This window comes from Streptococcus mitis (assembly GCF_001579045.1).
Lineage (GTDB): Bacteria > Bacillota > Bacilli > Lactobacillales > Streptococcaceae > Streptococcus > Streptococcus mitis_D.
Map to the genome: position 1 here is coordinate 100,878 of NZ_KQ970264.1, position 15,548 is coordinate 116,425.

The window sequence follows — 15,548 nt, forward strand, 5'->3', positions numbered from 1 at the left end:
TGCTCATCCGCTGTTCTTATTTTTTATTTACTATTTCATTTGTCCTCTTTTTTCCGAATAAATAGATAGAACCATAGAATCTAGCAAAATTAGATTTTAAAATATGGTATAATAGAAGGAGGAAAAGGATGATTCTAAGACATCCGGGTATCAGCCCAACCAATGATTTGGTTGCTAAGAAAATCTTTAGCAATCCAGAAATCACTTGTCAATTTATCCGCGATATGCTGGATTTACCAGCAAAAAATGTGACTATTTTGGAAGGAAGTAACATTCACGTCTTGCCTTCCCTGCCGTACTCAGCGCAGGATTTCTATACTAGTATAGACGTCTTGGCAGAGTTGGACAATGGCACTCAAGTAATCATTGAGATTCAGGTACATCATCAGAATTTTTTCATCAATCGCCTGTGGGCTTATCTGTGTAGTCAGGTCAATCAAAACCTAGAAAAAATTCGCCAACGAGAAGGTGATACTCATCAGAGCTATAAACACATCGCACCAGTTTACGCTATTGCAATTGTGGACAGCAATTATTTTCAAGATGATTTAGCCTTTCACAGTTTTAGTATGCGAGAGGATACGACAGGTGAGGTTTTAACCATAACCAATAATGGACAAGAAAACCATTTGGTTAAGATGGCGTTCTTGGAATTAAAAAAATACAGAGAAACCAGCAAAGACGAGGTTCGCAAGCCGTGGTTGGAGTTTTTTGGGAACAAACCCTTTACCCAGGAACCCGAGCGAGCCATCAGCCAGGCAGACCAACTGCTGGACTATAAAAGCTGGTCCGAGGAGGACAGGAAAATGTTTAGTCAACTACGTATGCGTGAAGAACAAGCCTTGTTAGCACAAGACTATGCTTTAGAAACTGCTAGAGCAGAGGGTATTGAACAAGGTTTAGAGCGTGGTCTTGAACGTGGCCGTGCAGAGGGCATTGAACAGGGACTGGAGAGTGGGAAAATCTTCACCTTTCTAGATTTAGTACGCCAACATGTTTTAACTTCTGAATTTGCGAGTGAACAATTGGGTATGTCAGTAGCTGAGTTTGAAGCACTCTTGTAAGACCATAACCAATAACGGTCAAGAAATCATTTAGTCAAGATGGCATTTTTGTAATTAAAAAAATATAGAGAAACCATCAAAGACGAGGTTCGCAAACCGTGGTTGGAGTTTTTGTAAATCATTAAATCAATGACAGATTTTTCCGTAATAGATGGAAGAATCTGTTTTTTTAGTTATGCTAGATGTGGGCTCTGAAATCGTAAGATATAGTGTATTGAAATAAGATATGAACAAAGAAATTAGGAAAGTCAAATTATAGTTAAATGAAATAAAAACTGAACAAATTGATTGCGGAATTCAAACTAATTTCTAACAATATTTTAGAAAACTCGGTGGACTATTCCAGATTCAATCTGCTATAATTTCTAGAAATTTTTTAGAATCCGCAGTGTGCTATTTTAGATTCAATAAATTATGCTTTTAGAAACAAAAAAAGAGCATTTCCGCCCTTTCTTATATTTATATTATTTTGTTGCTTCCTTCTTTTGGAAAGTCGTTGGGTAATTTACTTTAATCGTTACTGTCATCTGAGAGTCCTCGTTTCTTTTTGATGACTCTAGTATAAGGGGCAAACCTGAAAGCTAGCTTAATACTCTTCGAAAATCAAATTCAAACCACGTCAGCGTCGCCTTACCGTACTCAAGTACAGCTTGCGGCTAGCTTCCTAGTTTGCTCTTTGATTTTCATTGAGTATAAGATTTCCTTAGAGAAAGCTTAATCTAAATGTTCTTTCTTTTCCAGATGAAGGGCAATCATCCGCCACTCTGGATTTTCTTGCCAAGCTTCTATCGAACTAATGTAGCTAGCAACTTTTCTGGCTTCTTCTAAAATCGGAAAATCCTCGATAATATCAGCCACTTGGAACTCTGGAAGTCCTGACTGTCTGGTTCCAAAAATCTCACCAGAACCACGCATTTTCAAATCTTCTTCGGCCAGGACAAATCCATTGGTCGTTTCTGTCATGATGCGCATGCGGTCTTTCCCAGAATCCGTCTTGGGATTGGCAACGAGAACAGCATAGGACTGCTTGTCCCCCCGACCGACACGACCTCTAAGCTGGTGAAGCTGGCTAAGCCCGAAGCGATCCGCATCCATGATAATCATGACCGTGGCATTAGGAACATTGACCCCAACCTCGATAACCGTCGTCGAAACCAGAATATCTGTTTTTCTCTCTTTGAACTCCTGCATAATCTGGTCTTTTTCGTCACTCTTCATCTTACCATGTAGAAGAGCCACCTCTGCCTTGCCAGCAAAATGAGTCGTCAACTCCTCAGATAAGGCAATGGCATTTTTCAAATCCAGAGCTTCTGATTCTTCAATCAAGGGAGAGATGACATAAGCTTGAGAACCTTTTTGGATTTCCCCCTCTAACCAAATCAAGACCTGAGGTAGTTGCTCATGCTTGATCCAGCGCGTCACAATAGGCTTCCGCCCTGCTGGCATCTGGTCAATAATGGAAACATCCATATCGCCAAAGGCTGTGATGGCCAAGGTTCGTGGAATAGGAGTCGCCGTCATCATGAGAACATCAGGATTGTCGCCTTTTTCTCTTAGAATACGCCTTTGCCCCACACCAAAACGGTGCTGCTCATCGATAATGATCAAGCCAAGACGAGCATAATCTACCCCATCCTGAATCAGAGCGTGGGTTCCGATAATCAAATCAGCCTCACCCTTGGCAATGCTCCCCAAGACTTCTCTTTTTTCTGCAACCTTCAAGGAACCTGTCAAGAGGGCCAGTTTCAAGTCTGGAAAGAGATTCTGTAAACTCTCAAAGTGTTGCTCTGCAAGGATTTCTGTTGGTACCATGAGGGCAGCCTGATAGCCTGCTGTCACTGCCGCAAACATGGCCAAGCCAGCTACTACCGTTTTTCCACTCCCCACATCCCCTTGCAGGAGACGATTCATGTGGTGGTCCGACTTCATGTCTGTCAAAATTTCCTGCAAACTCTTTTCCTGAGCTTGGGTCAGGGCAAAAGGAAGACTTGCTTTAACTGCTGTCACTTTTTCCTGAGACCAATTCAGAACCAGACCACTTCCCTGAACTCTATTTTCAGACTTGAGCGTCTGCAATTGCATTTGGAAATAAAAGAGTTCCTCAAACTTGATACGGCGAAGAGCCTGCTTGTATTCTGCCAAATCCTTAGGAAAATGCATAGCTCGGACTGCCTGACAACGGGACATGAGTTTGTATTTGTCCAGCAAGGACTGGGGCAGATTTTCCTCAATCAAGAGGTCCAGTCCCTGATCAAAGGCTGTCTTGATAACTTTGACCAGACTGGCCTGACTGATTCCCTGAGCCAGACGATAGACAGGCTGGAGGTCATCTTCCACCTGAGCTAGGACCTTCATCCCTGCCAGGCTAGCCTTGGCGCGGTCCCATTTTCCAAAGACAGCAAGGATTGCTCCCAACTCTATCTTATCAGCTAGGTAGGGTTGGTTAAAGAAGTTCACGGCAAAAACGACTTCTCCCTGCTTGAGGCTAAAACGCAGGCGATTGCGCTTGAAACCATAATACTGGACACTGGCAGGAGTCACGACTTGACCAGACAGAGCCGCCTTTTCACCGTCTTCTAGCTCCAGTACCTGCTTGGTTTTGAAGTCTTCATAACGGAAAGGAAAGTAGAGCAAGAGATCTTGCAAGTTTTCAATTCCTAGTTTGGCGTATTTTTCTGCTGACTTTGGTCCCACACCAGGTAAGACATGCAAGGGTTGATGTAGATTCATGCTCCACTCCTTTCTTTTTTAATCATATTCTCTCGGAATGCGGTCGCTGAGGAGACAAACCACTTCATAGTTAATGGTTCCACGGTAGGTCGCTACCTGAGTAGCTGTTATCTCCTTGTCCCCGTTAGAACCAATTAAGGTTACTTTTGTTCCCAGCGGATAAAGCTTAGGCAGACGAATGGTGATTTGGTCCATCGAAACCCGCCCAACGATTGGGCAGGCTTGCCCATCTACCAAGACAGAGAAATTCTGCATGTCTCGTGTCCAACCATCCGCATAGCCGATTGGTACCGTCGCGATGACTTGCTCGCTATCCGCTTGATAGGTGGCTCCGTAGCCCATGCAAGCTCCAACTGGAACTGTCTTGACGTGGACTAAAGCAGACTCCAAGGTCAAGGCTGGTGTCAGGCCATAAGGCAAATCCAAAACCTCTCCGCTAGGATTCAGGCCATACATGGCGTCTCCCATACGAACCGCATTGAAAATAGTCTCTGCATGCCAAAGAGTCGTTGCAGAATTGCTAGCATGAACCAGTTCTGGAAGACCTTTCATACTTTCCAAAATAGTTTTAAATCTCTCTAACTGGGCATTAAAGTAGGTATCTGATTCCTCGTCTGCAGTAGCAAAGTGGGTAAAAATCCCTTCAACATAAGCACCATGTTGTTGGAGCAAGTCTTGAGCCTGCTCAACCTCACTAGCCTCTCGAAAACCAATCCGTCCCATCCCTGAGTCAATCTTGAGATGGACTGTCAAACCTGTTAGGTCTGCTTCCTTAACTAAGAGTGCTTGAATCCACTCCAGCCCAGCCACAGTCAAGGTAATGTCGTATTCTTTAGCAATAGCAACTGCTTCGATTTCAGAAACTCCTAAAATGAGGATTGGCTTGCTGAGTCCAGCCTGTCTGAGTTCAATGGCTTCATCAATATTGGAAACGCAAAAGCCATCAACATCATCTTGAATAGCCGTCGCAACGGCAACAGCCCCATGCCCATAAGCATTGGCCTTGACCACAGCCCATTTTAGCGTTCCTTCAGGGATATGAGCCCCCATTTGCTGAATATTTTGTCGAATAGCTCCCAGATGAATCAGAGCCCTGGTTGGTCTATGCGGACTAGCTTTCATGATTTTCCTCCAAAATGACACTGGCTGTCACAAACTGATCTGTATGGCTGATAGACAGCCAAATCTTTCCTGAAAATGGTGACTGACTAAAATAAGGCGCCCCGCGTTCATTGTTCAAGACTTCCAAATCCTGAAAACCGAGCTTGCCAATACCCGTTCCCATGGCCTTGGAAAAGGCCTCCTTAGCCGACCAGCGACCTGCCAAATATTCGATTTGCCTGCGCCCTTTAAGACTGTTAAACCGTTCCATTTCCTTAGCGGTCAGCACGCGCTTAGCAAAGCCTTCATGTCGTGTAACTGCGCTTTCTATCGAAGCTAATTCTTCGATGTCAATTCCGTGTCCAACTATCATTCTCATCAAAAGGAGTTGAGATTCCCCCAACTCCATCCTTTTCACTTATTTTGTCAAGGTAGCATAAATCTCTTCTACCAAGGCCTCTGTATTTTCCCAACCTAGGCAAGGATCGGTAATGGAGCAACCAAATACCTCTGGTTGATTTTGACGACCATCTGCTAGGTAAGATTCAATCATAAAGCCTCGAACTATCTTTTTGATTTTCTCATTCCAATCACGATTTTGCAAGGTCTGGCGAACAATTCGAATCTGCTCCATATATTGCTTGCCTGAATTATCATGGTTGGTATCTATGAGGATAAAAGGATTTTCAAGCCCCATTGTCTCATAGCGCTCAATGGCATTTAGCAGGGTTTCATAGTAAAAGTTAGGCTCATTTTTCCCATATTCATTAACTGCGCCACGAAGGATGACGTGAGCCAAGGGATTTCCTGAAGTCTCAACTTCTTGGCCATGAAAGAGGAAGGTCTGTTTGTTCTGAGCAGCATAGATGCCATTGAACATAACACCCAAATTTCCGGAGGTTGGATTTTTCATCCCCACTGGTGCATCAATTCCTGAGGCCACAAAGCGGTGCTCTTGGTCTTCCACAGAACGAGCCCCAACAGCATGGTAGCTGACCAAATCATCTACCAAGACCAGATTTGACGGATAAAGCATCTCATCTGCCGTTGTCAAACCAGTCTCTGTAATCACGCGGTAGTGCAACTGACGAACAGCCTGCAAACCATTAATCAGGCTTGGAGCCTTAGAGGTATCTGGTTGGTGAACCAAGCCTTTATAGCCGTCTCCGTTGGTACGAGGTTTAGCTGTATAAACACGCATGACTATGAAAATCTTGTCCGCCACCTTCTTTTGCAAGGCGGATAAACGGTGAGCATATTCCAAGACAGCCTCTTCATTATCAGAAGAGCAAGGACCAATCACCAAAAGAATTCTATCATCTTCTCCTGAAATAATGTCTGCCAATTCTCTATCACGACGCTCCTTTAGTCGCAGGGCTTCCGCAGACAATTGGGTTTCTGCCTTGATTGCTTCAATATCAATTTCTTGACCTTTTTCAATAAATGCCATCTTATTCTCCTAGCGTTTGATAGATTTCTCTGACAAGGGCTTCCGTATTTTCCCAGCCAAGACAAGGGTCTGTGATAGACTTGCCAAATACTTCTGGTTCATTTTGACGGCCGTCTTCTAGATAAGACTCAATCATAAAGCCACGAACGTACTGCTTGATCTTTTCATTCCAATCACGGTTAATCAAGGTCTGGCGGACAATTCGAATCTGGTCCATATATTGCTTACCAGAGTTGTCATGATTGGTATCTACAATGATAAAGGGATTTTCCAAGCCCATTTTCTCATATTGGGCAATGGTATCCATCAAATTATCATAGTAGTAGTTAGGAATATTCTTACCATACTCATTGATTGCTCCACGAAGAATGGCGTGCGAAAGCGGGTTCCCAGTTGTTTCCACTTCTTTTCCTAGGAAAAGGAAACTTTGTTTGTTTTGAGCAGCATAAATCCCATTAAACATAACATTGAGATTTCCAGATGTTGGATTTTTAAACCCAGTCGCAAAATCTGCTCCACTGGCCACAAAGCGGTGTTGCTGGTCTTCAACTGAACGGGCACCAACCGCCATGTAAGAAATCAAATCATCTACAAGCGGAAGATTTTCAGGATAAAGCATTTCATCAGCTGTTGTCATGCCTGTTTCTGTGATAACACGATAGTGAAGATGGCGAACAGCTTTGATTCCATTGATAAGACTAGGCGCTTCTGTCGCGTTAGGCTGGTGAATCAAGCCCTTATAGCCATCTCCGTTGGTACGGGGTTTGGCAGTATAAACACGCATAACCATAAAGATACGGTCTGCCACTTCTTCTTGTAGAGCCGCCAAACGTTTAGCGTACTCAAGGACAGCTTCTTCATTATCAGATGAGCATGGCCCGATTACCAAGAGAATCCGCTGGTCTTCTCCACGTATAATGGCTTCTAGCTCTTGATCGCGCTGTGATTTTCTCTCCAAAGCTTGGCCTTCTAATTTTGATAAGGCACGAACTTCTTCAATATTAATTTTAGGACTTTTTGCTGTAAATACCATAACTCATCTCCTTATAAAGCAAACGGATACCAAGTAAAAATTTACTTTTCACAAGGTATCCGCCTCTAAACTATCTCATTTTATTGTCTTTTACCGTGACAGTTTTTAAACTTCTTACCAGAACCACATGGGCAAAGTTCATTCCGTCCAATCTGGCTCAAATCCAAATCTTCAGGCATATTTGCTTGGTGGGCAGCGATATTGCGAGTCGCTGTTGTACTGATATGGCGTTCCGCCTGTGGTCTTTCTTGTTCATGAATTTGTGCTTTCATCATCAAACGTGTCACATCAAACTCAATCGAACCAATCATATCATTAAACATACGGAAACCTTCTGCCTGATACTCAACAACAGGGTTGTTCTGAGCATAGCCACGAAGTCCAACTGCGTTACGCAATTGATCAAGGGCATCGATATGATCTGTCCACTTGTTATCCACCACTCGTAGAATCAAGACTTTTTGGAATTCTTTAACTGCGTCTTCATCGCGTAGTTTTGAAACCTGACTATCGTAAACTTGCAAGGCACGTTGGAAAAGCTCTTCCTTGATAGCCTTATCAGACAAGCCTGACAAGTCTTCAATCGTAATAGAATCTTCTGGAAGTAGGTTGTACTTAGCAAAGTTCAAAATCGCTTCAAGTTTTTCATCTTGTTTTGCACGCGCATGACCATCAACGACACGTTCAATCGTGCGTTTGATCATAGCCTGAATTTCAGGTGCCAAGTCACGGTCTGCAGTGATAACATCGTAACGTTGAGCGTAGATAATCTCACGTTGTTCACGCATGACATCATCGTATTGAAGGACTTGTTTACGGGTATCGTAGTTATTACCTTCGACACGTTTTTGAGCTGCTTCAACCTGACGTGTCAACATACGAGACTCAATGGCCTCTTCAGACATGTTGAGACGTTCAAAGATTCCCTTCAAGCGTTCAGAACCAAAACGTTTCATCAAATCATCTTCAAGGGATAGGTAGAATTGTGATTCACCTGGGTCTCCTTGACGACCTGAACGTCCACGAAGCTGGTTATCGATACGACGGCTTTCATGACGTTCTGTACCAATCACACAAAGTCCACCCAATTCGCGAACCCCTTCACCAAGCTTGATGTCGGTACCACGACCGGCCATGTTAGTCGCAATGGTAACAGCACCACGTTGACCAGCATTCATGATGATTTGGGCTTCTTTATAGTGGTTTTTAGCATTCAAAACTTCGTGAGGAACGCCAGCTGCGACTAATTTCTTAGAAATGTAGTCACTAGTTTCAACCGCTACTGTACCAACCAAGACAGGCTGACCTTTTTGGTAACGAGCCTTAACATCTTCGACAACCGCCTTAAACTTAGCCTCGATACTTGCATAAAGAAGGTCTGAGTGGTCAATACGTTGAACAGGGCGGTTTGTTGGGATTGGAATCACACGAATGTTGTAAATTTCACGGAATTCTTCTTCCTCAGTCTTACCTGTACCCGTCATACCAGACAATTTCTTGTACATACGGAAGAGGTTTTGGTAAGTGATTGAGGCAGATGTCTTGGTTTCATCCTGAATTGGCACACCTTCTTTGGCTTCAATGGCTTGGTGCAATCCATCAGAATAACGACGACCTTCCATGGTACGACCTGTAAATTGGTCGACAATCAAGATTTCTTGCTCTTCGCTCACCACATAGTCAATATCGAGAAGCATGATGTAGTTAGCACGAAGGGCGTTATCGATAAAGTGAGTCAGAGCTACGTTTTCGATGTCATAGAGGTTTTCAAGTTTGAAGTAGCTTTCAGCCTTGTCAATCCCCGAATCAGACAAACCAATAGTCTTAGACTGCACATCGATGATGTAGTCGTCTTTGTCCAAAGATTTTACATAGTGGTCTGCCATGTGGTAGAGCTGACTGGTTTCAACTGCGTTAGCACCTGATACGATCAAAGGTGTACGGGCCTCGTCAATCAAGATTGAGTCAACCTCATCGACCAAGGCATAGTTAAGCGGGCGTTGTACCATGTTTTCAGCACGAACGACCATGTTGTCACGAAGGTAGTCAAATCCGATTTCTGAGTTGGTTGAATAAGTAATATCACACTCATAGGCTTCTTTTTTCTCCATTGGAGATTTGGCAGCCAAGTTAATCCCTACTGACAAACCAAGCCATGAGTACAATTCACCCATCTCAGTCGCATCACGTTCTGACAGGTATTCATTGACCGTAACTACGTGAACCCCTTTACCTGAAAGGGCATTGAGGTATACCGGCATAGTCGCAGTCAAGGTTTTCCCTTCCCCTGTACGCATCTCTGGCACGTCACCATGGTGAAGAACGATTCCCCCCATGACCTGAACCTTATATGGGAAGAGACCTAGGACACGTTTAGCACCTTCACGGACAACCGCAAATGCTTCATAAAGCAATGAATCCAGTGATTCTCCATTTTGATAACGTTCTTTAAATTCAACTGTTTTTGCTTTTAGTTGGTCGTCAGTCAAAGCAGCCATTTGGTCTTCGTATTTGAAAACCTTGTCAGCCATCTTTTCCAGACGACGGATTTCTCCTTTATCATTTTCGATAATTGTTTTTAAAATATTAGCCATGTTTTTCCTTACTTTAAATTCCGAATATTTTAGAATGTTCTTTTAATTTTAGCACAATTACTGATTATTTTCAAGGAAGAATCCCCATTTTGAAAAGGAAAAAGAGGCTAGTTTCCAAGCTAACCTCTCTGATTTTTATGATACTTTAATTGCCAAAAATCGGCAAAATAGCAAATAGGATAAATAGATTTATCCAAAAAGAAAGACAACAGATAAGTCCAAAAACAAAGAGACTGACTTTCTTGGACAGCAAGGCCATCAAAATCGACAGAATTCCAAAAACTAGTAAAACTTTCTGCATGATTAAGAGATTGATAGATATTCCCAGAACTGGTTTATCCCAAGGAACAAAGAAGAAAGCCAGCCAGATCAGCAGAACTAAACCAATATAAACCTTGGAATAGCGTGTAATAAATGATTTTAGATGTTCCATAAGCCACCTCCTAAAAATAAAAACCAATATAAATCAATGCCTTCCGCCTTTAGACTTCCCTAGTTCTCGTCTCAAGCGAAGCATTTTTTTGAAACAGAAATAAGTTAACCTATTCAGACAAATAGCTAGCAGAATAAAAAGAAACCAAATGCCCCATAACTTGATATCTGTCACATTTCTCAAGACGATATTGAAAAACAGAACTGAAATAACTGTCCAAGCAAGGCTAAAAAGAGCATAGAGGGGGATGTAAATCCAGTAAAAATAGTAAAAAATTGGGAAAAATTTACTATTTCTGTTGGCCTTTTCAATCCAGTTATCAAAATAAAAGTACGGTGCTAAAAATAAGAATTTAAACAAATGTTCCATCAGCGACACCTCTTTTTGATAACGTTTTCTTTAACTTCATTCTATCAAAAAAATCTGGAAATGTCATTCCAGATTCTACTTTTTTATTTACGTTTTCTTGCGATGAGATGGATTGGTGTTCCTTCAAAGACAAAGGCCTTGCGGATTTGATTTTCCAAGAAACGCAGGTAAGAAAAGTGCATAAGTTCTTCTTCATTGACAAAGATGACAAAGGTTGGTGGTTTGGTTGCCACTTGGGTCGCATAGAAAATCTTTAGACGTTTCCCTTTGTCTGTTGGTGTTGGGTTGATGGCAATAGCATCCATAATCACATCGTTCAAGACAGCTGATGGAATACGTGTGTTTTGACTTTCGCTGATTTGTTTGATCATCTCAGGGAGTTTGTGGAGACGTTGCTTGGTCAAAGCTGATACAAAGATAATCGGTGCGTAAGGCAGGTATTGGAACTGCTCACGGATATCTTCTTCCCAGTTTTTCATAGTGTGGTTATCTTTTTCAAGTGTATCCCACTTGTTGACCACGATAATCATCCCTTTACCAGCTTCATGGGCAAATCCTGCAATACGCTTGTCGTATTCACGGATTCCTTCTTCCGCATTGATAACCATCAAGACCACATCTGAGCGGTCAATAGCACGCATGGCACGCATGACAGAGTATTTCTCGGTATTTTCATAAACCTTACCAGACTTACGCATACCAGCCGTATCAATCATGGTAAACTCTTGGCCATCTGTATCTGTAAAGTGGGTATCAATGGCGTCACGAGTTGTTCCAGCAACAGGACTAGCAATGACACGGTCTTCTCCCAAGATAGCATTGATCAAGCTTGATTTTCCGACGTTAGGACGACCAATCAGGCTAAACTTAATCACATCTGGGTTTTCTTCTTCATATTCATTTGGAAGATTTTCTACGATAGCATCTAGCACATCTCCTGTACCGATACCATGGACAGATGAGATAGGCAATGGTTCACCCAAACCAAGAGCATAGAAATCATAGATATCATTTCGCATCTCAGGATTGTCCACCTTGTTAACTGCGAGAATAACTGGTTTATGGGTCTTATAAAGCTTACGGGCTACGTATTCGTCTGCATCGGTAATTCCTTCCTTACCAGACACGACAAAGACGATAACATCTGCTTCTTCCATGGCAATTTCTGCCTGATGCTTGATTTGTTCCATGAAAGGAGCATCGACGTCGTCGATTCCTCCTGTATCAATCATGCTAAACGAACGATTGAGCCACTCACCCGTTGCATAGATACGGTCACGTGTCACTCCTTCGACATCTTCTACAATGGAGATTCGCTCACCAGCGATCCGATTAAATAGGGTTGATTTCCCAACATTGGGACGTCCTACAATGGCAATAGTTGGTAGGGCCATAATTTCTCACTTTCTACAATAACTTCTTCTGTTCAAGATTTTTTCTAGTTGAGCTTGGTTCTGCTTGACCAAACTGTTCTGCTAGACGCTGACTCCAGCTTGTAGTCGCACGCGCCCCAGCATAGTCCGCCTGTACACGGTCATAGGCTTGGATTGCATCAGTTGACTGTTCTCGGTATTCTTCCTCAAACACCACTTGATTCAATGGCAAGCGAGGTTTGACTTCATGTTCTTCATTTGGAAGCCCCAGTGCCATCCCAAAGACAGGATAGGTGTAGTCAGGCAGGTTAAAGAGCTCTGCCACTTCTTCTGACTTGTATCGAACCAAGCCAATAATGACACCACCATAGCCCAAACTTTCAGCTGCCAGCAGGGCATTTTGACCAGCAAGAGCCGCATCGACCGAACTAATCAAGAGACTTTCTACACCTTGTGGTAGTAATGAGTCAGTATGAAGCTGGGCTCCCTTTTCTGCTCGGTTCAAATCTCCGACAAAGAGAAGGAAAACAGCTGACTGGCGAATGGCTTCTTGAGGCACCAATTCATACAAGGCATCTTTCTTCTCTTGACTTCGTACCACAACAACAGAGTAGGATTGAAAATTCTTCCAAGACGAGGCCATCTGGGCTGCAGTCAGGATTTCAGTCAAGTCTTCCTGAGGAAGGGCTTGCTCCTTAAATCTTCGAACAGACTTATGAGCTTTCATCAGTTTAATCGTTTCTGTCATCGACGGTTCACTCCTTCTAAACGAGTCTCCTCAGCCAAATAACGGATGCGTTCCATGACGCGTCTGGCTTCCCAGATTTCGTCATTTCCATGCTTTCCTTTAGCGAAATGCAGCTCCAAATCTTCAAAGTTGAAGTTGGATGTGAAAAAGGTCGGTAAATTTTCCTGCATCCGATATTGGAGAATGACCTGCAGGATTTCATCACGCACCCAAGCTGTTGATTGCTCAGCACCAATATCATCTAAAATCAGGACTTCAGACAATTTAATCTCATCTACCAAGGTCTTGACATTACCATCACCGATAGCATTTTTGACATCAATGACAAAGCTAGGATAGTGGAGGAGAGTGGATGAAACACCACGTTTTTCTGATAAATCATGAGCCAAGGCAGCCACCATGAAACTTTTGCCCACACCAAAGTCTCCATACAAGTAAAGACCTTTTCGAATAGCTGGATATTGTTCCACGAAGGCTAATAGCGTTTCAAAAACTGGTAAGCGCCCCAAATCATCCAAGTCTACTTGAGCCAAACTCGCTTTCTTGAGACTGGCTGGCAGATTGATTAACTTGAGACGATTCTTAATAGCCGCTTCTTTTTCCGCCGCGATTAGTTCAGGAGTTTCTTCGTAAGAAACATCCGCATAGCCATGATTCATAACCAAAATCGGCTTGTAGCCTTTGGCAATATAATCCGTATCACCACGGAGAAATTTGTCACGCTCGGTAATGTACTGATTAAACTTGGAGATACTGCGATTCAATTCCTCTGGGCTGAGGGATTCTTGCTGGATAAAGGCCGCAACATCAGGGTCCTTCATGATTTTCTGAACCAAATCTTGATAATGAAAACGGCTAGGTTGACGTTTGAGTACGTCTCCGACACTTTCCATCTAATCTCCTCCTTTTTCTAATCGAGCTAATAGTTCTTGTTTCTTACGTTCTAGTTCCAGACGAGTTTCCTCGCTGGTTTCATTCTTATAATCTGGATTGCTCCACTTGGGTACATTGGACTTGGTAGGACTAGAGTTACTGCTTTTTTGAGCCTGACTCTTCTGTCCTCTCTCACGGATGCGCAAGACTGCCTCTTCTGCCGAATGAATCTTTTGATAGGCGTAATCATTGGCTACCTTCATGGCATATTTCTCATTGATATTTGCCGAATCCACCTTATTAAAAGTCAATAAGAGAATAATATTGATGACTTCGTCCAGCAAGCCCAAGCCAGCCATCTGTTGCAAGAGTTCTCTTTCTGTTTGGGTAATGGTCCCCTTGCGTGTTTGCTTGATTTCTGCCAAGAACTGCAAGGCCGTTTTACTTTTGGCTTCCTTGATAATGGTTGCTTCCTTAGGACTAAAATCAGAGGAAACAGGTTTTTGAGCAATTTTTTCCCGCATGCGTTTGGTTGAAATAACCTGGGAAACAGATGTTGACTTGGCCAATTGATAAGTTTCAAACCAAGTCCATTTCTTCTCCTCGGCGATGGCAAAGAGGTTTAAGACATCGGACTGCTCATCCGCAAAGCGAAGCCCATCTCGAGCCATCAGCTGACGAAAATGGTCCAAGTCAAAATCGTTGGCCACTTTCTTCTTGAGACCAAGGTCTTCTTGACTTCCCAGTTCTGCCAAGTCTGGAAAGACTTGATTGAGTGAGACAGGTATTTCTTCTCCTTCAGCACTCTCAACTCTCAAATCCTCCACAGCGGCATCGCCAATTTTTTTCTCCAAGAGTCTACGATAAACAGGATGTTCCAAGAAATCCTGACTTGAAAGAGGAGCATGGAGGGCTAGCTGATAAACCTCCCCATTTTGATAGAGGGTCAAGAGATTAAAAGCAGATAGGATTTTCAAAGATTTTAAAAGTCTATCCATCCCAAAGTTGAGATGGTTGAGAATACTTGAAAAGAGGTATTCCTTTTTGCCATTATCCCAAAAACTGATTGTATAAAGATAAAGGCTCAGTGCCTCCTGACCGATAATCGGGAGGTAGCACTGTACCAGAGATGAGGTATCTTGCGACACCCGATTATTCTTTAGATAAGAAAAACGGTCAATTGGCTTCATTTATCTTTCCTTTTTCTTTTTAGAGGACTGGGTGATTTGTTGGAGCAAGCTCTCTAACTCACTCACATCCTTAAAACTACGATAGACACTGGCAAAACGTACATAGGTAATCTCATCTAACTCAGCCAACTCCTCCATGACGAGTGAACCAATATCCTCACTTTGAATTTCATTTTCATTTCGACCACGGAGTTTCTGTTCGATACGATTGACTACCATGTTGATTTCATCACTTGACACAGGACGTTTCTGGGCTGAGCGGATAATCCCATTAAAGATTTTATCTCTGGAGAATTGTTCCCGTGTGCCATCTTTTTTAACAACCACTAAGGTTCTTTCTTCTACTCGTTCGTAGGTTGTAAAACGGTGTTGGCATTCATCGCACTCACGTCTTCTACGAATAGTGTTCCCTTCTTCTGCTTGGCGACTATCAATAACACTTGACTTGGTAGCCCCACATTTTGGACAACGCATCCTTTCCCTCCTTATCGTTTTCTTTTCATTATACCATTTTTTAAACGATTCCCAAAACAATTCTTCTTTTTGCTTGACAAGTTTTTTGTTTTGTTGTATTATTTAATTAAGACAAA

At 42.7% G+C, this 15,548-nt stretch carries 14 protein-coding genes; 1 reads left to right on the plus strand and 13 read right to left on the minus strand.

What is annotated here, in order from left to right:
- The first annotated feature begins 128 nt into the window (after positions 1 to 128).
- Positions 129 to 1,064: an Rpn family recombination-promoting nuclease/putative transposase gene (locus SMIDD28_RS08910; protein WP_061425658.1), complete on the plus strand. Its 936-nt coding sequence runs from the start codon at positions 129 to 131 to the stop codon at positions 1,062 to 1,064.
- 714 nt (positions 1,065 to 1,778) lie between these two features.
- Here SMIDD28_RS08910 and recG read toward each other — a convergent pair.
- From recG to nrdR, 13 genes are all read right to left on the minus strand, one after another.
- A complete protein-coding gene (gene recG / locus SMIDD28_RS08915) occupies positions 1,779 to 3,794 on the minus strand; it encodes an ATP-dependent DNA helicase RecG (RefSeq protein WP_061425659.1) in 2,016 nt (671 codons plus the stop codon).
- Between the two features lie 18 nt (positions 3,795 to 3,812).
- Complete coding sequence (alr, locus tag SMIDD28_RS08920; protein ID WP_061425660.1) at positions 3,813 to 4,916, minus strand: alanine racemase; 1,104 nt, start codon at positions 4,914 to 4,916, stop codon at positions 3,813 to 3,815.
- Positions 4,906 to 5,268: a holo-ACP synthase gene (acpS, locus tag SMIDD28_RS08925; protein WP_033681488.1), complete on the minus strand. Its 363-nt coding sequence runs from the start codon at positions 5,266 to 5,268 to the stop codon at positions 4,906 to 4,908. The genes alr and acpS overlap by 11 nt, the downstream gene beginning before the upstream one ends.
- Before the next feature lie 45 nt (positions 5,269 to 5,313).
- On the minus strand, positions 5,314 to 6,345 hold the full coding sequence (locus tag SMIDD28_RS08930) for a 3-deoxy-7-phosphoheptulonate synthase (protein ID WP_061425661.1): 1,032 nt from the start codon (positions 6,343 to 6,345) through the stop codon (positions 5,314 to 5,316).
- Between the two features lies 1 nt (position 6,346).
- On the minus strand, positions 6,347 to 7,378 hold the full coding sequence (locus SMIDD28_RS08935; protein WP_049500894.1) for a 3-deoxy-7-phosphoheptulonate synthase: 1,032 nt from the start codon (positions 7,376 to 7,378) through the stop codon (positions 6,347 to 6,349).
- Positions 7,379 to 7,458: 80 nt separating this feature from the next.
- The gene (gene secA, locus SMIDD28_RS08940) at positions 7,459 to 9,972 is read right to left on the minus strand and encodes a preprotein translocase subunit SecA (RefSeq protein ID WP_061425662.1); all 2,514 of its coding nucleotides are present in this window, start codon (positions 9,970 to 9,972) and stop codon (positions 7,459 to 7,461) included.
- Between the two features lie 145 nt (positions 9,973 to 10,117).
- Positions 10,118 to 10,405 carry a hypothetical protein gene (locus tag SMIDD28_RS08945; protein WP_061425663.1) on the minus strand — a complete coding sequence of 96 codons (288 nt, stop codon included), beginning with the start codon at positions 10,403 to 10,405 and terminating at the stop codon, positions 10,118 to 10,120.
- A gap of 33 nt (positions 10,406 to 10,438) precedes the next feature.
- Positions 10,439 to 10,774 carry a hypothetical protein gene (locus tag SMIDD28_RS08950; protein WP_061425664.1) on the minus strand — a complete coding sequence of 112 codons (336 nt, stop codon included), beginning with the start codon at positions 10,772 to 10,774 and terminating at the stop codon, positions 10,439 to 10,441.
- A gap of 83 nt (positions 10,775 to 10,857) precedes the next feature.
- Positions 10,858 to 12,168 (minus strand): ribosome biogenesis GTPase Der, encoded by a 1,311-nt coding sequence (gene der, locus SMIDD28_RS08955; protein WP_001207696.1) that lies wholly within the window; start codon positions 12,166 to 12,168, stop codon positions 10,858 to 10,860.
- A 13-nt stretch (positions 12,169 to 12,181) separates the two neighbouring features.
- Positions 12,182 to 12,895, minus strand: a complete 714-nt coding sequence (locus SMIDD28_RS08960) for an NADPH-dependent oxidoreductase (RefSeq protein WP_061425665.1) — start codon at positions 12,893 to 12,895, stop codon at positions 12,182 to 12,184.
- Entirely contained in the window at positions 12,892 to 13,788 is an 897-nt protein-coding gene (dnaI, locus tag SMIDD28_RS08965) for a primosomal protein DnaI (protein ID WP_061425666.1), read from the minus strand. The genes SMIDD28_RS08960 and dnaI overlap by 4 nt, the downstream gene beginning before the upstream one ends.
- Positions 13,789 to 14,958, minus strand: a complete 1,170-nt coding sequence (locus tag SMIDD28_RS08970) for a DnaD domain protein (RefSeq protein ID WP_061425667.1) — start codon at positions 14,956 to 14,958, stop codon at positions 13,789 to 13,791.
- Complete coding sequence (nrdR, locus tag SMIDD28_RS08975) at positions 14,959 to 15,432, minus strand: transcriptional regulator NrdR (protein WP_001203672.1); 474 nt, start codon at positions 15,430 to 15,432, stop codon at positions 14,959 to 14,961.
- Between the last annotated feature and the right edge of the window lie 116 nt (positions 15,433 to 15,548).

What these genes read in the sequence shown, in the direction of transcription:
- SMIDD28_RS08910 (WP_061425658.1), top strand. Translation starts at nt 129, where the DNA reads ATGATTCTAAGACATCCGGGTATCAGCCCAACCAATGATTTGGTTGCT.
- acpS (WP_033681488.1), bottom strand. Translation starts at nt 5,268, where the DNA reads ATGATAGTTGGACACGGAATTGACATCGAAGAATTAGCTTCGATAGAA.
- SMIDD28_RS08945 (WP_061425663.1), bottom strand. Translation starts at nt 10,405, where the DNA reads ATGGAACATCTAAAATCATTTATTACACGCTATTCCAAGGTTTATATT.
- SMIDD28_RS08960 (WP_061425665.1), bottom strand. Translation starts at nt 12,895, where the DNA reads ATGACAGAAACGATTAAACTGATGAAAGCTCATAAGTCTGTTCGAAGA.
- SMIDD28_RS08930 (WP_061425661.1), bottom strand. Translation starts at nt 6,345, where the DNA reads ATGGCATTTATTGAAAAAGGTCAAGAAATTGATATTGAAGCAATCAAG.
- recG (WP_061425659.1), bottom strand. Translation starts at nt 3,794, where the DNA reads ATGAATCTACATCAACCCTTGCATGTCTTACCTGGTGTGGGACCAAAG.
- SMIDD28_RS08935 (WP_049500894.1), bottom strand. Translation starts at nt 7,378, where the DNA reads ATGGTATTTACAGCAAAAAGTCCTAAAATTAATATTGAAGAAGTTCGT.
- SMIDD28_RS08950 (WP_061425664.1), bottom strand. Translation starts at nt 10,774, where the DNA reads ATGGAACATTTGTTTAAATTCTTATTTTTAGCACCGTACTTTTATTTT.
- SMIDD28_RS08970 (WP_061425667.1), bottom strand. Translation starts at nt 14,958, where the DNA reads ATGAAGCCAATTGACCGTTTTTCTTATCTAAAGAATAATCGGGTGTCG.
- nrdR (WP_001203672.1), bottom strand. Translation starts at nt 15,432, where the DNA reads ATGCGTTGTCCAAAATGTGGGGCTACCAAGTCAAGTGTTATTGATAGT.
- alr (WP_061425660.1), bottom strand. Translation starts at nt 4,916, where the DNA reads ATGAAAGCTAGTCCGCATAGACCAACCAGGGCTCTGATTCATCTGGGA.
- dnaI (WP_061425666.1), bottom strand. Translation starts at nt 13,788, where the DNA reads ATGGAAAGTGTCGGAGACGTACTCAAACGTCAACCTAGCCGTTTTCAT.
- secA (WP_061425662.1), bottom strand. Translation starts at nt 9,972, where the DNA reads ATGGCTAATATTTTAAAAACAATTATCGAAAATGATAAAGGAGAAATC.
- der (WP_001207696.1), bottom strand. Translation starts at nt 12,168, where the DNA reads ATGGCCCTACCAACTATTGCCATTGTAGGACGTCCCAATGTTGGGAAA.